The organism is Paenarthrobacter sp. R1 (genome assembly GCF_030264015.1).
GTDB classification, from domain to species: Bacteria; Actinomycetota; Actinomycetes; order Actinomycetales; family Micrococcaceae; genus Arthrobacter; species Arthrobacter ureafaciens.
In genome coordinates, this window is the sequence record NZ_CP127115.1 from 2,704,211 (window position 1) to 2,723,218 (window position 19,008).

The 19,008-nt window shown below is 65.0% G+C and carries 15 protein-coding genes; 8 read left to right on the forward strand and 7 right to left on the reverse strand.

What is annotated here, in order from left to right; translation table 11 throughout:
- Positions 1–13 precede the first annotated feature (13 nt).
- Complete coding sequence (locus QN084_RS13180; RefSeq protein WP_069695509.1) at positions 14–4,876, reverse strand: DUF4082 domain-containing protein; 4,863 nt, start codon at positions 4,874–4,876, stop codon at positions 14–16.
- Positions 4,877–5,324: 448 nt separating this feature from the next.
- On the opposite strand from QN084_RS13180, the gene QN084_RS13185 reads away from it, so the two are divergent.
- The 4 genes from QN084_RS13185 (at position 5,325) to QN084_RS13200 (ending at position 9,063) form a co-directional block, all read left to right on the forward strand.
- Positions 5,325–5,711 carry an ArsR/SmtB family transcription factor gene (locus QN084_RS13185; protein ID WP_069695510.1) on the forward strand — a complete coding sequence of 129 codons (387 nt, stop codon included), beginning with the start codon at positions 5,325–5,327 and terminating at the stop codon, positions 5,709–5,711.
- The gene (locus QN084_RS13190; protein WP_069695511.1) at positions 5,708–7,663 is read left to right on the forward strand and encodes a heavy metal translocating P-type ATPase; all 1,956 of its coding nucleotides are present in this window, start codon (positions 5,708–5,710) and stop codon (positions 7,661–7,663) included. The genes QN084_RS13185 and QN084_RS13190 overlap by 4 nt, the downstream gene beginning before the upstream one ends.
- Positions 7,660–8,181, forward strand: a complete 522-nt coding sequence (lspA, locus tag QN084_RS13195; RefSeq protein ID WP_069695512.1) for a signal peptidase II — start codon at positions 7,660–7,662, stop codon at positions 8,179–8,181. Before QN084_RS13190 ends, lspA begins: the two co-directional genes overlap by 4 nt.
- A 438-nt stretch (positions 8,182–8,619) precedes the next feature.
- Complete coding sequence (locus QN084_RS13200; protein WP_069695513.1) at positions 8,620–9,063, forward strand: hypothetical protein; 444 nt, start codon at positions 8,620–8,622, stop codon at positions 9,061–9,063.
- 85 nt (positions 9,064–9,148) lie between these two features.
- Here the strand turns inward: QN084_RS13200 and QN084_RS13205 are convergent, their stop codons facing one another.
- The 6 genes from QN084_RS13205 to QN084_RS13230 form a co-directional block, all read right to left on the reverse strand.
- Positions 9,149–9,769, reverse strand: coding sequence for a copper resistance CopC family protein (locus QN084_RS13205; protein WP_069695514.1), 621 nt, complete (start codon positions 9,767–9,769; stop codon positions 9,149–9,151).
- Positions 9,770–9,842: 73 nt separating this feature from the next.
- The gene (locus QN084_RS13210) at positions 9,843–10,451 is read right to left on the reverse strand and encodes a hypothetical protein (protein ID WP_069695515.1); all 609 of its coding nucleotides are present in this window, start codon (positions 10,449–10,451) and stop codon (positions 9,843–9,845) included.
- 97 nt (positions 10,452–10,548) lie between these two features.
- The gene (locus QN084_RS13215) at positions 10,549–11,238 is read right to left on the reverse strand and encodes a DsbA family protein (protein ID WP_069695516.1); all 690 of its coding nucleotides are present in this window, start codon (positions 11,236–11,238) and stop codon (positions 10,549–10,551) included.
- Positions 11,238–12,155 (reverse strand): cation diffusion facilitator family transporter, encoded by a 918-nt coding sequence (locus QN084_RS13220; RefSeq protein ID WP_069695517.1) that lies wholly within the window; start codon positions 12,153–12,155, stop codon positions 11,238–11,240. Before QN084_RS13220 ends, QN084_RS13215 begins: the two co-directional genes overlap by 1 nt.
- On the reverse strand, positions 12,152–12,529 hold the full coding sequence (locus tag QN084_RS13225) for an ArsR/SmtB family transcription factor (RefSeq protein WP_069695518.1): 378 nt from the start codon (positions 12,527–12,529) through the stop codon (positions 12,152–12,154). Before QN084_RS13225 ends, QN084_RS13220 begins: the two co-directional genes overlap by 4 nt.
- Before the next feature lie 70 nt (positions 12,530–12,599).
- On the reverse strand, positions 12,600–14,696 hold the full coding sequence (locus QN084_RS13230; RefSeq protein ID WP_069695519.1) for a bifunctional copper resistance protein CopD/cytochrome c oxidase assembly protein: 2,097 nt from the start codon (positions 14,694–14,696) through the stop codon (positions 12,600–12,602).
- Positions 14,697–14,905: 209 nt separating this feature from the next.
- Here QN084_RS13230 and QN084_RS13235 point away from each other — a divergent pair, with 209 nt between their 5' ends.
- The 4 genes from QN084_RS13235 to QN084_RS13250 are packed head-to-tail and all read left to right on the forward strand — an operon-like array spanning position 14,906 to position 18,820.
- Positions 14,906–15,331 (forward strand): ArsR/SmtB family transcription factor, encoded by a 426-nt coding sequence (locus tag QN084_RS13235; RefSeq protein WP_069695520.1) that lies wholly within the window; start codon positions 14,906–14,908, stop codon positions 15,329–15,331.
- A gap of 45 nt (positions 15,332–15,376) precedes the next feature.
- On the forward strand, positions 15,377–16,345 hold the full coding sequence (locus QN084_RS13240) for a cytochrome c oxidase assembly protein (protein ID WP_069695521.1): 969 nt from the start codon (positions 15,377–15,379) through the stop codon (positions 16,343–16,345).
- Positions 16,342–17,973, forward strand: a complete 1,632-nt coding sequence (gene resB, locus QN084_RS13245; protein WP_069695522.1) for a cytochrome c biogenesis protein ResB — start codon at positions 16,342–16,344, stop codon at positions 17,971–17,973. Before QN084_RS13240 ends, resB begins: the two co-directional genes overlap by 4 nt.
- Positions 17,963–18,820: an SURF1 family cytochrome oxidase biogenesis protein gene (locus QN084_RS13250; RefSeq protein ID WP_069695523.1), complete on the forward strand. Its 858-nt coding sequence runs from the start codon at positions 17,963–17,965 to the stop codon at positions 18,818–18,820. The genes resB and QN084_RS13250 overlap by 11 nt, the downstream gene beginning before the upstream one ends.
- The last annotated feature ends 188 nt before the right edge of the window (positions 18,821–19,008 follow it).

Genomic DNA, 19,008 nt, shown 5'->3' on the forward strand with positions numbered 1-19,008 from the left:
CCCGCCCCGCGCGTCAGCAGGTTCCCAGCAATCCGCACAGCAGCCCGCCCGACCCTGTCGGACTGGGTGAAGGGCTTGGCGAGGGAGCCGCCGTCGCGCTTGCGGATGGTGCTGGGGTTGCGCTCGGGGTGGGAGCCGCCCGTGCCGGTGTGGTGGCCGAGTAGAGGACGTCTACGAAGTAGTTCGTGGAGTTCCACGAGCTCGTGGGTGCAGCTCCGCCGGTCCCGTATCGGTAGCGGCCGTTGTCAGGGCCAGCGGCGGTGAATACCCCACTGACCCACGTCTGGGCGAAGAACGCCGGCGTGTAGGCGTAGCGGCCGTTGGGCGCGAGATAGGACACGGTGTACGTTTCCCCTGGAGCTACGGCTACCGGGGAGGACAGCATCGCGGTTTGCCAGCCGGTCGCTGTTTCGTTCGTGAATGTCACCTGGCCAAGCCGTGTTCCCGCGGCGTTCCACAAGGAGCCGATGTGGGTTCCGGTGTTTCCGGTTCCCTTGTAGAACCGGATGCCGGTGACGTTACCGGCTGCGGAGACCGTGAAATTCGTTCCCAGTTCAACCGATGACGCATCATCCGAGGCTCCTGTCTGTGGTTGGAGGTCGCCGAAGATGGAGGATTGCTCGGCATCAGGGTCGGCCGTGGTGAACTGCCAGGTGGTGGTCGGTAGTGTCTGGCCCTGTTGGGATTCGAGGTTGCTGACGCTGACGGAGATGGCTGTGTTGCCCGGCAGGGGAGCCGCCGGGGTGAAGGTTAGGGTGCGGCCGTCGGTGGACAGGGCAGCGCTGCCGGCCAGGGGTGCCTCGTTCGCCGCCAGCGCGAACGAGGCACCCGGCTTGATGGCGGAGGAGAGCGTGAGCGTTGGTTTGACGGTGACGGGCACGGCCGTGGCGTTGGCTGCGGGGGACCGGTCGGTGATCGTCAGCGGGGGTACCGCGGCCATGAACACCAGGTCCACCAGGTAGCTTGCCGTGGAGGGCGAACTGGGGAAGTCGTTGTTGTAGGCGAATGCACCGGAATTGGGTGCTGTCCTCAGCGGTCCGCTCGTGAAGCCGGCGCCGAATCCGCTGGCCGTGTAGGAGTAGTTGCCGCCCGGGGACTTGTAGGCCGCCAGGTACTCGGTGTTGGCGTCGATGGTCACCGGCTGGCTGAATGTCGCTGTCTGCCAGCCGGAGCTGGACTCGTTGGTGAACGTGGCGGTGGCCAGAAGCTGCCCGCCGGTCGTGTACACCGAGCCGGTGTGTGTTCCGGTGTTGCCTGCGGCCTTGTAGAACCGGACGCCGGTGATCTGGCCTGCAGTGTCGCTGGCGAACCGGACACCCAGGGATAGCGGCACCCCGTCGTTGGCCTCAGGGGTGCCCGGCGTCACCGTGTCTTGGTAGAGCGTACAGGGGCACGTCCCTGGTGTTCTGGGGGCGGGGGCGGTTCTGAAGGCCCATGTGGCGTTGCTCAGTGGTTGTCGGGACACCGCGGTCGCCGTGACGGTGGCGGTGTACGACGTATCTGCCGCCAGTGGCCCGGCCGGAGTGAACGTGGCCTTCCTTGTTCCGGTGTCGTAGCTGGTGGCTCCGGCCACGGTGGTTCCGCCGGCGTCTTTTACCGTCAGGGTGACGCTGGAGGCTTCGGCCGGTTCGGACAGGACCGTGCTGACGGCGGCATCCAGTGGAACACTGGAGGAGCCGGGAAGCGGGGATTGGCCTGTCGGGGTGAACGCCGGCGGTGGAACCGTCACGATGACGTCCACGAGGTAGCTGGCGTTCGACCGTGATCCGGGGAAGTCACCGCTGTACGTGTATGCGCCGGCGTCCGAAGGTGTTCGCAATGGTCCGACGCTCATGCCGGATCCGAACCCGTTGGAGGTAGCGGAATAGGTGCCGGTCAGTGACTTGTAGGACACGATGTATTCCGTGTTCGCGGACATCTGGACCGGTTGGCTGAACATCGCCGTCTGCCACCCTGAGGCGCTCTCGTTGGTAAAGGCAACAGTTGCCAGTTGCTGTCCGGCCGCCGTGTATAGGGCCCCGTTGTGCGTGCCTGTGTTGCCGGCCGACTTGTAGAAACGCATGCCCACGACTTCACCGGCTGAAACACTGGAGAACCGGACGCCCAGCGTCAACGGAACGCCGTCCCGGATTTCGGCGATGCCCGGCGTGACGGAGTCGTCGAAGAGGCTGCACGGGCAGGACCCGGGAACCGGCAACGTCGCCGCGGTCGTGAAGGACCAGGTTCCACCGGTTGTGACCGGACCGCCCAGGGTGTCCGTCCCGGCGAGGGTGGCCGTGTATTGGGTGCTGAAGGCCAGGGCGCTCGTTGGCGTGAAGGTCGTCCGCCGTGTGGCAGGGTCGTACGCTGTCGTGCCGGCCACTGGCCCGGCGGGGGACTGCAGTGTCAGTTGGACGCTGGAGGCAGTGACGGGTTTGGAGAACACTGCGCTGACCTTGGTGTCCACGGAGACGCTGGACGAGGACGGGAACGGGGTGTGCCCGGACACTGTCATGGGCGTGGTGTCGGCTGTGCCGAACAAGGCGTCGACGAAGTAGTTTCCGCCGTTGTAGCTCGACGTTGGGAATCCGGGGGAGGTGGTATAGACACCGGCCGGCTCGGCTCCGAAACCGCCCGCCACTGTCAAGGGCGCGTTGGTGGAACCAACGCTCGCCCATTGATAGTTCTGGATGGAGTAGCGGCCGTTCGGTGTCCAGTAAGAGACCGTGTATTTCTGCCCGGCGGCCACGGGGACGGCTTGGCTGAACAGCACGGACTGCCAGCCGGAGGGTGTCTCGTTGGTGAACGTCGCCGTGGCCAGCCGTTCGCCGGTGGAGCTCCACAGGGACCCGGTATGTGTACCGGTGTTGGCTGCGCTCTTGTAGAAGCGAACCCCGGTGATGAAACCGTCCACCGTGGGGGTGAAGCGCAGGCCCATTTCGTAGCTGCCGCCGTCACCGGAATCCTGTACGGTCGGTATGGTCTGGCCAAAGACGCTGTAGGGTCCGCTCAAGACCAGGCTCGTGCTGGTGGCGGCCCCTATGTTGGCGCTGTCGTCAATGGCCCGGGCCTGGATGGTGGCGGTCTCGAAGCCTTTCTGGATATAGGTGTACGTCCAGTTTTGTTTGCCCACGGCGGGGTGCCACGTGCTCCCGCCGTCGGTTGAAACCTCTACGCCGGCCACCACCCCGCCCGTATCGGCGGCGGTTCCCGTAACGGTCACGCTGGTCCCATGGGGCACAGCGGCGCCGTTGACCGGGGCAGTGATGGCAGCTGTGGGCGCGGTCCGGTCCGTGCTCGCGGCGGCCGCAGTCAGCCCGGCGGCACGGGTCGCAGGCTGGGCACCCATGTCGGCCAGGAGGTTGACTTGAGCCTGCCGCATCCGCGGATCTGCCGGTGCGCCCTCGCCGTCATGCACCTCATCCAGGCCCCACGTCCACTGGACACTGCCAGCAGAGAACACCAGCGCGCCGCTGGCGGCGCGGTAGAGGGTCACATGGTGGGTTGTTGTGCCGGGAAGGACCGTGTTGCCGAAGTCCTGAAGATACTGAGGTACCTCGCCCACGGTGGTAGACAACCGGATCAAGCCCGGTGGGCGGAACCCGTTGTCCAGGTCCTCGTCGGACTCATATCCCACTGTATGGGGCGCCAGGGCCGTAGAAGAGCCGGGCGGCAACGAGGTGAGGGACGTATTGCGCCACAGTCTGGTCTTGCCTTCCTCCGAATCGACGGTCACCGGCAAGTCGGAGTAGTTGGACATGTAGATGGTTCCGGTCAGCCCGTTTTCGGGCAGCCCGCCCCCGTTGGCCTGGGCTGCGAACCGCGGGTCCCGCCAGGTGCCGGTCCATTCGGGGCTGGGGTCGATCTTTTCGTTGGCCCAAGTTTCCTTGTAGGAGGTCAGCGTCCGTCCCGCTACGCCATCGACCGGGGAAGGTTCGAACCGGGTGCGCCAGTAGCCCTCGTTTCCGGAGAGGAACTGCAGGTTCACCCCAGCGTCACGGGCGGCAGTGATGTTGGCGCGTTGGGGGCCGGACCAGTATTCGTCGTGCCCGACGGAGAGGAAAACCTTGTGGTTCAACAGTTGTGGGCCATTGCGGTCGGTATCGAGGCCGCTGATGTAGCTGACGTCGTAGCCGTTTTGCTCCAGGAAGCGCACCATCGGGTATTCGTTGGAGAAGTAGAAGTCCCGGCCACCTGGCCCGCCGCGGGTGGCTACCGGTCGGTTGTAACTGACCTTGTAGGCGCGGCCGTTTGCCCCCTGGTAGAAGTCCGAGCCACCGTAGGAGTTATACGCCTGCCAGGAGGGATCGGAAGTCTGGAAGACCACATCGGATCGGCTGCCGTCGGAACGCACGATGAAGGTGATGTGACTTTGCCCGCCGGTATCGGGCCGGGTCAGAAGGGCGACGTAGACACCTGAGACCGCGGTCGCAGGAACCTGCCACGTTGCGGATACCGCCCAGGTCCCGCAGTCATACAGCCCTGTGGTGAGGTCAGTGAGGCATTGGGGCTGGTTTTGACGCAGCACGGACGGTGTCACCTCAGCGACCTTGCGGGCACCGAGACCTCCGTACCAGCCTGTGCGGTAAACAGCGATGGTGTAACTGGGAGCTGTCGTGTCAATTTTGAAGCGAATCGGCTGGCCCGCATTGACGCTGATTTCGGTCGAGAAACCTTGAATGCTGTCGTCACCGGGACCGGAAATGTCCCACTCCGACGGCGGACTTCCGGCCTTGGAGTTCTCACAGACAACGGGGTTCACCACAGGGTCACAGGGCCCTGCTGCGAGGGCTGCCGGGACAGTCAGGGGCAGCAGCGCTACTACCAGGGTGATCACCAGGGGCGCAATAAAGCCCTTGAGGGGTGACTGCGGCCGGGTGGCTGAATGACCGGGCATCGGAGCTCCTGGGGAGTGGTACGCCTGTTGCGAGTATGGATCCGTGCTTGACACACGGTCCCTGCTTGCCGCTCCCCAGCCAGGGTCAAACCAAAAAATCTTCAGTTATAAAACGCCCGGGTCACTGTCCTTGAGGTGGTCATGAAGAACGACCGAACCTGATCCGCCATCGACCTTGTAGACCAATAGGTCGAAGCACATCATCAAGTAACCCTTGGCAGGAGTGTAGGGGTGCGGCGGGTGCGCGGCAAGGCTTCCCGCCTAACCATGGCCGGATTTCCCCGTACCGTCAGCCCAACGAAGGTCTTCGGCCCCAAGGCCAACGACAGACACCGCCCCGTCCCGGTACCGGCCTCACCAGGTCCGGCACGCTGGTACTGGTCACCGAATCAGGACAGGTTCCGAAGACTCAAGCGACTGCATCCAATATTGCCGCTATCATCGTCTTATGACGATTGATGATGTGTTCTCGCCTGAGCCGTGCGCCCCGCTGGACCCTGCGGCTGCCCTGTTCCATTCCCTCAGCGATCCGACCCGCTTGAGTATCGTGAAGAGGATGGCCGGGGGTGAGGTTCGGGTTGGTGACCTGACCGGGGAGCTGGGCCTGGCACAATCCACGGTATCGGCCCATGTGGCGTGCCTGCGTGACTGCGGCCTGGTCGAAGGGCGCGTCCAGGGCCGGAGCGTGTACTACTCGCTCTCCCGCCCGGAGCTGATGGACATGCTGGCGCAGGCGGAAGTTCTGCTGGCCGCGACCGGTAACGCGGTCAGCCTCTGCCCGAACTACGGAATCGGCAGCACCGATGTCTCCGTCACCAAGGAGGCGTCTCGATGAGTGATGCGTGCTGCAGCCACGACGAGCCAGCCGGTAGCGAACACAAGGAAACAGAAGAAGAAGCCGTTGGTTTCTGGCAGGTCAGTGAGGTCCGCGCTGCGGCGACGTCAGGAGTTCTGCTCCTGGCCGGCTGGATCTCTTCACTGGCCGGAGCGCCGGAATGGGTGACGCTCCCGCTTGAAATCGCTTCCCTGCTGATCGCTGCGTGGACGTTCGTTCCCTCCACCGTGCGGAGGCTGGTCAAGGGAAAGATCGGCGTCGGGACGCTGATGACCATCGCGGCCGTTGGTGCCGTCGCGCTGGGCCAGTTCGAGGAAGCGGCCATGCTGGCCTTCCTGTACTCGATTTCAGAGGCCTTGGAAGAATACTCCCTGGCCAAGACGCGCCGTGGCCTGCGGGCTCTGCTGGACCTGGTCCCGGCCGAGGCAACCGTCCTGCGCGGGGGCCTCGAAATCACCATCGACCCTGCCGCGCTCGTCCTCGGAGACCGGATGGTCGTTCGCCCGGGCGAACGGTTGGCCACCGACGGCCGGATCATCACCGGCCGCACCTCCCTGGACACCTCGGCGTTGACCGGTGAGTCCGTGCCCGTCGAGGCCGGACCCGGCAGCGAGGTTTTTGCCGGGTCGATCAACGGCACCGGCCCGCTGGAAGTCGAAGTGACCAGCACCGCGGAAAACAACTCGCTGGCCAGGATCGTGCACATCGTCGAGGCCGAGCAGTCCCGCAAGGGCCCCGGCCAGCGTCTGGCCGATTCCATCGCCAGCAAACTCGTCCCCGGCATCCTGATCGCCGCCGTACTGATCACCGCCTTCGGCTTCATCGTGGGCGAACCGCTGCTGTGGTTCGAACGCGCCCTGGTCGTGCTGGTCGCAGCCTCACCGTGCGCCCTGGCGATCTCCGTGCCGGTCACGGTCGTCGCCTCGGTCGGGGCTGCCAGCCGCATCGGCGTCCTGATCAAGGGCGGTGGGGCCCTGGAAACCCTTGGGAAGATCCGCACCATCGCCCTGGACAAAACCGGAACACTGACCCGAAACAAGCCCGCCGTGATCGACGTCGCCGCCAACGGTACAGCGACCAAAGCACACGTCCTGGCCCTCGCCGCCGGGCTCGAAGCCCGCAGCGAGCACCCCTTGGCCCGTGCCATCCTCGCCGCCACACCCAACCGGGCGCCGGTCACCGATGTGGACACCGTCCCCGGGGCCGGGCTGACCGGCCGGTTCGAAGGCAAAACCGTCCGACTGGGACGTCCGGGATGGATCGAGGCCGGCCCCCTGGCCGGGCAGGTCGAGCACATGCAGCGCGCCGGTGCCACTGCCGTGCTGATCGAGGAAGCCGGGGAGGCCATCGGAGCGGTCGCCGTCCGCGACGAACTGCGGCCCGAAGCCAAGGACGTCATCACCCGACTAACAGCCGCCGGATACACCACGGCCATGCTCACCGGCGATAACCTCATCACGGCCACCGCGCTGGGCAAGGACGCCGGAATCACGCAGGTTCACGCCGAGCTGCGCCCGGAAGACAAAGCCGAGATCATCCGCACCCTGAAGGGCCGCGCCCCCACCGCGATGGTCGGTGACGGCGTCAATGACGCCCCCGCCCTGGCGACCGCCGACACCGGCATCGCCATGGGCGCCATGGGTACCGACGTGGCGATCGAAACCGCCGACATCGCCCTGATGGGCGAGGACCTGAACCACCTGCCCCAAGTCCTTGAACATGCCCGACGGACACGAGGCATCATGCTGCAGAACGCTGGGCTGTCCCTGCTGTTGATCGCCGTGCTCATCCCACTGTCCCTGTTCGGTGTGCTCGGCCTCGCCGCGGTGGTCTTTATCCACGAACTCGCCGAGGTCCTCGTCATCGCCAACGGTGTCCGGGCCGGCCGGATCAGCCGAAAAGCAGCGCTCAAGGCCACCCAACCCTCCCCGGCCCTGGAACCGGCATCATGAGCACTGAACCCGCGTCAATGGCCACGCCCACGCCGGGCCCCGCGAACCGGTCCTCGCGGAGGGTCCGGGTCCTGCTGGTTGTTGTCGCGGCCGCCCTGGCCGCCACGGATCTTCTCGTCAAGGCCGTGGCCGAGGCCGTTCTCGCTGCGGGCGCTACCAACGATGTCGGGCCGATCAACATCCGGCTCGTCTACAACCGAGGAGTCGCTTTCAGTATGGGCGCGGGCCTGCCAGCCTGGGCCGTCATCGCCGGCACAGGGGTGATCCTGGCCGCCCTGCTCTGGTTCCTGCTCGCCGCAGCGCCCCGCATGTCCCTGCTATCCCGGGCCGGGGCGGTCCTGTTGCTCGGAGGAGCCGCCGGCAACTTCATCGACCGGCTGGACGGGCAGGGGGTAGTGGACTACCTCCACACCGGATGGTTCCCCACCTTTAACCTCGCCGATGTATTCGTCACCACCGGCATGGCAGTCCTGATCCTCGGGGCTGTCCTTTCCCCGAGGCCACGAGCGGAGGACTAGCTCTGGCCGGTCCGTCCGGGGCCGGCGAGGGTGATTCTGGCCGGGCCTGTCGACTCGACATCGTTCGGTCATCACCAAGACCAACACATAGGCAGTGGTACCAGTGGGGCAGCCGAATGGCCCGCCTGGCAATCCCGCGCGTATGAACATATGTTCATACGCTGTTGCTAGAATCGGTCTCTGATACTTTCCACGGCAGGGGTGAGGTTTCTCTGCACCACATGAGACTGGCCCGAAGGTACCAGCGCACTGAGAGTCCTAAGTGGTCCTCTGGCGGTGCTGCCGACTGCCGTTTCAGCCGTCATTGGTGATGCGGGAACATCCAGACGGGTCCTCCTGCCTGCCCTGTCTCGGCACATCGTTTTTCTGTGCATCGCCGGTCCCGCCGCTACTACAAATGATCCCGCAGTACCCACTCTTCAAGGAGCCACCGAACCAATGACTTCAGACCCCGGCGTCAGCCGATCCCCGGCTCCCGAGGACGCCGCCAAGATGCCCCTCGGCGCCCGTCGACTCGTGCTCATCGGAGGACTTTGCATTCCAGTAGGGCTGGTAGCTGGCCCATACCTCTTTGGCCTCCAGCTGGTTGCCGTGGCGGGTGTCGTGGCGGTCGCCATTGCCCTGTCTTATCGGCGCGGCCAGTCCTGGTTTTCGCGCTGGTCCTGGCTGGCAACGGCCGGCGGTGCGCTCTGGGTGATCGCAACGGTGGCCTATTGGCTGAGCATCATGGCTGCCGTGGACGGTTCGTCGTCCCCGTCCAGTCTTCCGACGGTGCTGTTCTACAGTGGTCTGGCTGCCTTGGCGGTCATGGCTTTCGGTACCATCGCTGGTTGGACCTTACGTTCGTTGTCCGATCGACGCGCAGTGGCCGCGGCACAGTAGCGCCCCCTGGCCCGTGGGCTCCAGACGCAGTGACCCGGAGCCCACGGGCGAGTGAGGCAGACTTTTGGCTGGTTCGCGGGTGCTGCTACGCCCCTAGGGTCTTTTCCCTGCGCTTGCGTGCAATGAAGAAGACAGCGGCTGCGACAGCCAGGATCGCGGCCGCGATGCCGACGGCGATGGGTGCGTTGTCATCGTTGGGTTTGATCTGCTCCGGCGCCGTTTGGGCTGCCGGGGCGGCGGCGCTGGAGGCAGTGCCCGCGGCCGGGGTTGGCGTCGCAGGTGGTGTGGCGGTGGCGGCTTGGGCGGGGTCCTGGACGGTGAAGGAGTAGTTGCCTTCGATGGGGTGGCCATCGGAGGAAACCGTCCGCCAGAGGACCTTGTAGACCCCGTTGTTCCCGCCGGATATGGCCGTGGAAATGGTCGGACCGTCCACGGTGACCTTGCCGTCGCTGAGTGTCTTGCCCGTCTCGTCGCTGACGGTGATGACGCTGAGATTGAGTTGCGTGGCATCCATGGGCGGCTCCGAGAGCGTCAGGGACACGGTGCCAGGGGCTGTGGTGACGGTGGTGTCCTTGCCCGGGACGGTGGATTCCAGGGCGTCGTGGGCCATCGCCGGCGCCGCTGCGAAGGCCGGGATGAAGATGGCCGCGGCGAGAGCCAGGCGGACGCGGACGCGGACTCGTTGTTTTTTGTTACGGGGATTCATGGGACTCTGCGATTCTGCTCGGTGAGAAGGGGTCAAAGTGCTCGGTGCACGCCGGGCGTCCCTGAAAAGATGCTCAGAGCGTGGCGGCGTGAACGCGCCCAGGCGGTCCTCGCGACGGCGGCCGTCCCAGGTACTTGGATCGCAGAGGAACGGTCTGCGTCGCCGAGGCGGCAATGAACGGACATGCTTTGATCGCGGATGGGCTCGGCGTTTGAAGCAGGGGACGCAGCCAGGCGGCCAAAGCCCATAACACCGATTCGCCCCGCGCCATCAGAAGAGCTGTAGCGAGGATTGCCACCACATGCGCGCCGAGCATTCCGGGGCTGACATCCGCGCTGAGATGTTCATGCGGGACAACCGCGCCACCGATGCCCGGTCCGGCTGCCATTCCAGGGTGGTGGGCCAGATCGGGCTTGGGCGTTCCTGATCCTGGCAAGGCTGAGAATGCCAGGTGCAGTGCTGTCTGGGAGGCGCCCAGATATGCGGCCAGAAGGGGGGCCGTCATCTTTCTGCCAGCCAGTAGTACCGCCGACAGGACAACAACGGCTGTCAGGGCTGTCATGACGGGGAAGGCCGGCAGTTCACCTCCGGCCAGCCAGTGTGCCGTTGCGGCCAGGGCAAGGACCGTGACCGCAACAACGGCGGCCCGCGGAATGCGGAACGGTGCACGCGCAGCAGTCATCGCGCACCGTTCCTTTCAGGGTATGGATTCCTTATTACGTTACGTCGAAGGTTGGGTCGGGCAACGCCCGAGGCGGTGTATTCGGTCCGGAGGTCTGTTACTTGGCGGCGTCCGCGAGCAGCTGCCGGAATTGTTCTTTGGTCTCAAGGGTGAGCATTTCCCCGTTGAGAAAGAACGTCGGCGTGCCCTTGACGCCCAGGGCGGTGCCGTCTGCGATGTCCTTCTTGATCCGTTCCTTGGTCTTGTCATCGGCCACCGCCGCGTCGTAGGCGGTCAGGTCCAGTCCGAGTTCTTCAGCGAAGGTGCGGAACAGTGGCGCCTGGGATTCGGTTTTCTCGCCCCATTGCGGCTGGGTTTCGAACATTTTGGCATACATCTGCTCGTATTTTCCCTGCTGGGCTGCGGCTTCCACGGCAAGGGCGGCGGTGGCTGAATTGCGGTGCGCGGGCAACGGGAAGTAGCGGTTGACGAAGGTGATTCGGTCGCCGAACTCCTTCTTCAGTTCCTCGACCAGCGGTTGGGCGGCAAGGCATGCTTCGCATTCGAAGTCCAGGAACTCAACGAGCTGGGCTTTCTCGGTGGCCGGGGAGGTCACACGGTGACTGTCTTCACGGACCAGTTGGGCTTCCGCGGCCGGCGTCGGGGCCGCGGGGGCGGGCTTGTTCAGCGTGAAGACGGTGTACCAGATCACCCCAACGGCGACGAGGACGGCCAACAGGACCCAGATGAAGACCCGGGCCTTCTTCGCGGTGTCCATGGGCGGGGGAGGGGTTTGGGTTTTGCTCATCAGTGGTGAATGCTTTCCTGGTCGCGGTGGGCGGCTGGTTCTATCTGGAACGTGGAGTGTTCGACGCTGATATCAAAGTGCTGGGCCACGCAGCCCTGCAGATCCGCCAGGATCGTGGCGGCATGCCCGTCGGTCATGCAACTGTCCTCCACGGTGACGTGCGCCGAAAGGACCGGTGTTCCGGAGGCCACCAGGGTGGCGTGGAGGTCGTGGACGTCGATGACGTGGGGCAGGGCAAGGATGTGCTCGCGCACCTTGGCCAAATCCAACCCCTTGGGGGTGGACTCCATGAGCACATTCACGGTGTCTCGGAGCAGCTTAAGTGTGCGCGGGATGATCAGGACGCCGATGAGCAACGACACGAGGGCATCGGCCTGAAGCCAGCCGGTCACGGCGATGATGATGGCTGCCACGATGACTGCTACGGACCCGAGGGCGTCATTGAGCACCTCCAGGAAGGCCGCCTTCATGTTGAAGTTGTGGTTCCGTCCGGACGCGAGAATAACGAGGCCGATCGCGTTGCCCGCCAAACCGATGATGCCGAACCAGAGCATCGTCGACTCCCCGATTTCCGGGGGCTCGAAGAACCGGCGGATGCCTTCAACGATGACGAAGCCGCCGACCGCGAGCAGCAGCGCCGCTTGTCCGGCGGCAGCGATGATTTCGGCACGCTTGTACCCCCACGTGCGCTTCAGGGTGGCCGGCTTCAACGCCAATGATGCGGCGATGAGCGCTATCAGCAGCCCTGCCGAGTCGGTGAACATGTGGCCGGCATCTGCCAGCAGCGCAAGGCTGCCGGTCAGTACTGAGCCGATGATCTCTGCAATCATGACCGTGAAGGTGATGGCAAAGACGGTGATGAGTTTGCCGCGCCGTGCCGTTGCCGCGGCGGCGTGGTCGTGCTCGTGACCACTCATGAGCGGACCTCCATGGTCTCGGGAGAAGCCAGTGAACCCGGAGGGGTGTCCTGGGCGCATTCTGGCTCGGCGCAGCCGCAGATCGTATCGACTGTCAGGATGGTGCCGAGCAGGTCCTCCAGGGCGTGCGCCAGTTTGGCATCGGAGAGTTCGTAGCGGACACGTCTTCCGTCCGGTTCCGCGGCGACCAGCCCGCAGTCACGCAGGCAGGCCAGATGGTTGGAGAGAATCTGGCGGCTGACGCCAATGCTGTCGGCCAGATCCGCCGGGAACGCCGGGCCGTCTTTTAGCTGCAGGAGAATGGCGGCCCGGGTCGGGTCCGAGAGAGCTTTACCGAAGCGGGCCAGGACGTCAACGGTGGAAAGTATGCGCATATCAGAAATGATACAGAAATATATGGATTCAGAATATCCTGAACTTAATGATGGTCCGGGACTGACCGGATTAGACCTGGCCACCACGGCCCCTGGTGTCACGTTCCTCGAGGCTTGCGAGCATTGCGTTGTAGGCGTCCAGATCAGCATCGTTAGTGCGTGCGGCCGCCCTGTCGCTGCGCCGCGTTTCGCGGGCATCCGAGCGTGACCACATGACGGCTACGCCGATGGCGATCAGCAAGGTGGGGACCTCGCCGATACCCCAGGTGATGGCGCCGGCCATTTGCTGGTCCTCCAAGGGCGGCGCTCCCCATTGTCGGCCCAGTTCGGTGAACCACTGCGGCTGGATCAGGGTAGTCGAGCCCATTAAGGTGACACCGAAAAACGCGTGGAAGGCCATGGTGGCCAGAAGCAGCAGCAGCCGCAGCGGATACGGCGCCCGGCGGGGGATGGGGTCGGTGCCGATCATCGACAGGACGAACAGGTATCCGGTGATCACGAAATGGACTGTCATGAGTTCGTGCCCGGCGTGTTCCCGGAGGGCGAAGCCGAAAGCATCGGAGTAGTAGAACAGGACGATGGATCCGGCGAAATTCGCGGCAACGAAGAGGGGGTGCGTTACGATGGCGGCCACGCGGGAATGGATCAGTACCATGATCCACTCGCGCGGCCCGCGGGAACCGTCAGTCCGCGGTTTGAGCGTCCTGAGCGCGAGCGTGACCGGGGCTCCGAGGACGAGGAACACGGGGACGATCATGGTCAGGGCCATGTGATCCAGCATGTGTGCACTGAAAAGTATCCGCCCGTACACCGACGGCCCTCCGGAGGTGAAAAACACCAGCGCCGCCAACCCCGCGAGCCAGGCCGCAGTGCGTATCCACGGCCAGCTGTCCCCGCGGCGGCGCAGCCGCTGCGCCGCCCGCAGGTACAGGTATGCGGCGAAGAGCGCGAAGGCGATCCAGAGCCAGTCCGGGCGCCACATGGTGAACCAGCGTTCGGGGGTCAGTTCCGGTGGCAAGAGGTAGCCGGTGAGGACTTCGGCGGGGGTCAGGGCGGGGCGGATATCCTCCCCGGTTGGTGTCGGTGTGCGGCTCAGCGCGGCAGCCAGGCCGCTGACGGCACCCATGATCAGCAGCTCGACGACGATGAACCGCCACACCAACCCGGTCGCCTGCCCGTTGCCGGACTTCATGCTCAAGGCCGGTATCAGCCGCTTCCGGTGCAGGAATCCGATCGCGCCCAGGGCCAGAGCGGCCACCGTTTTTGCCATCAGCAGGACACCGTAGGGTGAGGCCAGACCCGCGGGAAAATCGATGCGGATCGTGGCATTGATAATCCCCGAGGCCACCACGAGGACGAAGGAAAAACCGGCCAGGGTGGAGAATCGCCCGAGGACCGCAGCGGTGTCTTTGCCCAGGGCTGTCCCGGCAACGCCTAAGGCAATGAGCCCACCGAACCACAGGCACACCCCGATCAGGTGCAGGCCCAGGGAGTTGATGGCCTGTTCGTGGTCGCTTCCACCGGCCGCGTGGCCGATCAGCATCACCGGCACCAGGCCTGAGAGTGCCAGCAACACGGCGGCGCCCAGGCCTGCGCTGGACCGGACACCGAAGGTCAGGGTGGCGACGACCGAGGAGATGATGACGACCCACAGCCAGGCCGCCCCGTTGGGAAGCTCCGTAATGTAGGAGGTCAGTTGCGCGGCGAATTCGGGGCTCCCCGAGACCGGCACGCCGGCGATGTCGGAGAAGCTGAACACCAATACTGCCAGGGCCGAAAGGGTCCACGTCAGGCTCGCCACCGAGGCCAGCACCATGATCCGGCTGAACGCCGGGTGCTCGTCGGCGGCAGCGATTTGCGCCGCCGTCACCCCGGACCCGGTCCGGCCCGCATTTTTACGGCCCCGCAGGACCGGCGGAACGATGAACGCAGCAAACACAAGGGCGCCGAAGGTGGCAGCGGCCGCTATGTTCTGCATGGTCTGGGCGACACCGTAGCCCCACCGGACCAAAGCGCCAGGATCGCGGGTCTCGGCAGGCAGGGTTCCCCTGCCGTACGCCGTGGCCACCAGCACCACGACCACGGCGATGGCACCGGCCACAGCGAACCAGCGCAGTTTCGGCGAGACGGCCGTGCTGCCGCCGGCAGCGGGGGCTTTCAAAGCCACAATGGTTCCCTAACGCAGGTCCGGACCTGACTCCTCCGATGCGTCGGGGGCAGGCAGCGCCGGTGCATTCCAGCGCCATTCAAGATTATCTGTAGAGTTGTTCAGACGTTAATCGGTGGATGCCGTCTGAGCCTGCCGGGCTCTCCGGCCCACCCCGGCACGCCACAAGGCAAATGCGACGCATTAGCAAGTAAGGGTAGTCTTGATGAATGACCGGAACAGCACAGGCACAGCCGACCGCCGCCGGCCAGCCGGGCAGCGAATGCGCCATCCGTCTGGTCGACGCCGAGAAGGTGGAGGCCGTCAGGTCCCGAATGCCCGCCGAATCGGACGTGACGGATCTCGCGGTGATCTTCGGGCTGCTCTCGGACCCGGGGCGGGTAAGGATCCTCATCGCCCTGCTCGAAGGGGAGATGTGCGTGTGCGATCTGGCTGCCACCACAGGGTTGAGCGAATCCGGCGTCTCCCATGCGCTGCGCCTGCTGCGGGGCCCGCGCGTGGTGCAGGTCCGTCGTTCCGGCCGGATGGCCTATTACTCACTGGCCGATTCCCACGTGCGCATGCTGCTGGATCTGGGCCTCACGCACGTCGGCCACGCCGGACGGGACCGGCTGACGATGGTCAGCAACAACTAGCGCTGGCCCCTGGCCTGGCCGTCTCGTCCGGATGGCGGTACTGACATGGGCGACCCTGGAGTCGAGGGTCCGGTCTGGCTTCCCTCGCTGCCGCCATCGTTGGGGGAGTACCTTGCGCCGAACTTCCAGCCTGTTCCGCTGATCCCGGCCTTGACGCTGCTGGCCGCTCTCCTTTATCTGGCCGGCGCCATCAGCCTCTGGCGGCAGGGCCGGCACTGGTCCCCGGTTCGCACCGTCTCCTTCCTGTTCGGCTGCCTGGCCATCATCGTCGTCATGGGAGCCGGCATCGAAGGGTACGGACTGCGGATGTTCTCCATTTTCATGTTCCAGCAGCTGACCCTGATGATGGCCGTCCCGCCCCTGCTGGTCATCGGATCCCCCGGCACCTTGCTGCTGCGGGCGACCCCGCACGGCCGGTTGGGCCGGCCGGTCCTGAAGGCGGCCCTCTGGGGCCTGCGCTCCCGCTGGGGCCGGTTGGCCATCCATCCGGCCTTCATGGTGCCCTTGTTCCTGCTCAGCTTCTACGGCGTCTATTTCTCCGGGCTTGCGGACCTGCTGCTGCCCAACTGGTACGGGCACGTCGGACTCGAGCTGTTGTTCCTTGCCGCCGGCATCCTGTTCACGGTGCCACTGATTTCAGCGGATCCGCTGCCGACCAGGCAAACGCACTTCGGCCGGATGCTGGACATCTTTGCTGAGATGCCGTTGCACGCTTTTTTCGGGGTTGTCATCATGATGGCCACCGCCCCGATGGTCAAGTTCTTCGCGGCACCACCGGCAACTTGGAACGTGGACCCGATGGCCGACCAGGGCCTGGCCGGTGGACTGGCATGGTCTTATGGGGAACTGCCCGGGGTGCTGTTGCTGATGTTCATCCTCGTGCGGTGGCAGCGGGAGGAGGCCCGTGGGTGGGTCAAGGCGGACCGGACGGCAGCCGTGGCAGGGGACCCGGATCTGGACGCCTACAACGAATACCTGCGCCAACTGGCCAACCGACCGGTGCGCCGACGATGAGCACTGATAACCCTGCGGGCCCTGCCCGCACTGATGAGAACGCCGGCCCCACCCCGCCGCCGCTGGGAGCTTTTGGCATGCTGCGCTGGGCTTGGCGCCAGCTGACCAGTATGCGGACAGCCCTGTTCCTGCTGCTGTTGCTGGCTATCGCCGCGGTGCCGGGATCGCTCTTTCCCCAGCGTCCGGCCAACCCTTCGCTCGTCACCCAGTACATCAAGAACCGCCCGGACTACGGACCACTCCTGGATGCACTGCAGCTTTTCGACGTCTATTCCTCGGCCTGGTTCTCCGCCATCTACATTCTGCTGTTCATCTCCCTGATCGGCTGTGTGCTTCCAAGGGCCCGCGCCCACTACAAAGCCATGCGTTCGCACCCTCCGCGGACCCCGAAGCGGCTCTCCCGGCTGCCGGAGTACGGAACCCTGCAGGTGCCCGCGGAAGCCGGGATACCTGCCGCGGCCGCCATCGCCGGCGCGGCCGCTGCACTGAAGAAGCGCGGCTACCGGGTCCAGGTCAGGGACGAAAAAGCAGCTTTGCCGTCCTTGGGTGCCGAGCGCGGCTTCCTGAAGGAGGCCGGCAACCTGGTGTTCCACACCTCGTTGATCGGCGTCCTGATCTGTTTGGCCATTGGCGGGCTGTTCGGGTTCCGGGGACAGAAAATCCTGATCGAAGGCGATACCTTCGTCAACACGCTCGTGGGCTACGACAACTTTGCGCCCGGAACGAACTTCCAGTCCTCGTGGCTGGAGCCGTTTACGGTCACCTTGGACACGTTCGCTGTCCGGTTCGACCGGGAGTCCAGCAGGCAGTTCGGCCAGCCTATTGATTTCACCGCCCAGCTGAGAACCAGGGATGCTCCCGGTGCAGCCCAGGAACCCCGGACGCTTAAGGTCAATGACCCTGTCTATTTCGGGGAGGTGGGCGTCTTTTTGGTCGGCAACGGCTACGCCCCGGTCATCACGGTCCGGGACGGCAATGGTGATACGGCATTCAGCGGACCGGTCGTGGGCATCCCGAACGATGGGGTTTACACATCAACGGTTGTCATCAAGGTTCCAGATGCCCGTCCGGCGCAACTGGGTTTCGTGGGATTCTTTCTGCCCTCCGCGATCAAAAATGATGAAGGGGTCGCCTACAGCTTCGACCCGGACCCGCTGAACCCCCAACTGAACCTGAACTCCTACTATGGGGATCTGGGCCTGGACACCGGCGCGCCGCAGAATGTCTACAACCTGGATGTGAAGGGATTGACCCAGCTCAACGGCCGGGAACTGCCCGCCAAGGGCATCACACTGGCTCCCGGTGGCACATACACGCTGCCCGAGGGCAAGGGAAGCATCAGCTTCGATGGCCTCAAACGCTACATTGGCGTGGACATCCGCAGCACCCCCGGACAGACCGGCGTTCTGATCTTCTCGTTGATGGCCGTCGCTGGCCTGCTGGCCTCGCTGTACGTGAACCGCCGCAGGGTCTGGGTCCGCGCCGGCACCCACGAGGACGGACGAACCATGGTCGAATACGGTCTGCTGGCCCGCGGCGAGGACCACCGCCTGGCCGCCGAAGCGGCGGCCATCCGCGCACTGCTGGTCGGGCAGTGGCAGATCCAGGAGGACCCCGGTGGCGTATAGGTTCCTGCTGTCCTGGCGTTGGGCCGGTTTCCTGATGATGGCAGCACTGTTCGCCGCCGCGTGCATTGGACTCGGGAACTGGCAGATGGAGCGTCGGAATCAGGCCGTGACCGAGATCCGCAGGGTCCAGGAGAACTATGACAAACCCCCCGTGCCGTTCAAGGACGCCAGTACATACTTCGCCGTTGCCGACCCTGAGGCGAAGTGGACGACTGTATCGGTGACGGGCTGGTACCTTGCGCAGGACCAGAGAATCGTCAGGAACCGGCCCAACAATTCCGCCGCCGGATACGAGGTTCTGGTCCCGTTCCGGTTGAGCTCCGGTGAGACGATCGCGATCAACAGAGGATGGCTGCCGATAGGCAATGACCGGCCCGGATACCCCGACGCGGTGCCCGGCCCACCGACCGGTGAGGTTGCAGCGGTCATCCGGATCAAGCCGTCCGAACCTGATCTCGGCCGTGACGCGCCCGAGGGCCAACTGGCCAGCATCGACCTGTCCCATTACGGGAGGCAACTGGATTACCCGCTCATGACGGGCAGCTACGGGGTGATGACCTCGGAGTCTCCACCACCGTCCGTGGCCCCCCAGCCACTCGCCGCACCCGCCGTCAAGGAAGGGTCGAACCTGTCCTATGCCCTGCAGTGGATCACCTTTGGAGTTCTGGCGTTCGTCGGCTTCGGATACATGGCACGGCAACAGGCCCGGATCGGGCGCGAGGAATCCGACATGCCGGAGAACACGGCGGACCCGGCTGAAGCCGTTCAGCAGCCCCGGGCTCCCTCCCGGCCCAGGCGCTCCGGCTCCGAAGAAGAAGACGCCCTTCTGGACTCCATGGGGCTCTAACCCCCCCCGCGCCCTGGACCGGTCGACAGTGACATCCAGGCTGTCACACCGACAGGCCCCTGGGCGTGGTTGTCCGGTTCTACCCTCTTCCGCAGAAACGAACCGCGTACTCGTGCGAGAACACCAGGATCCTTCAGCTGGTCCCGACGTGCTCCGCGGCACCGGGACCTCAATCACAAGGGCTCCGT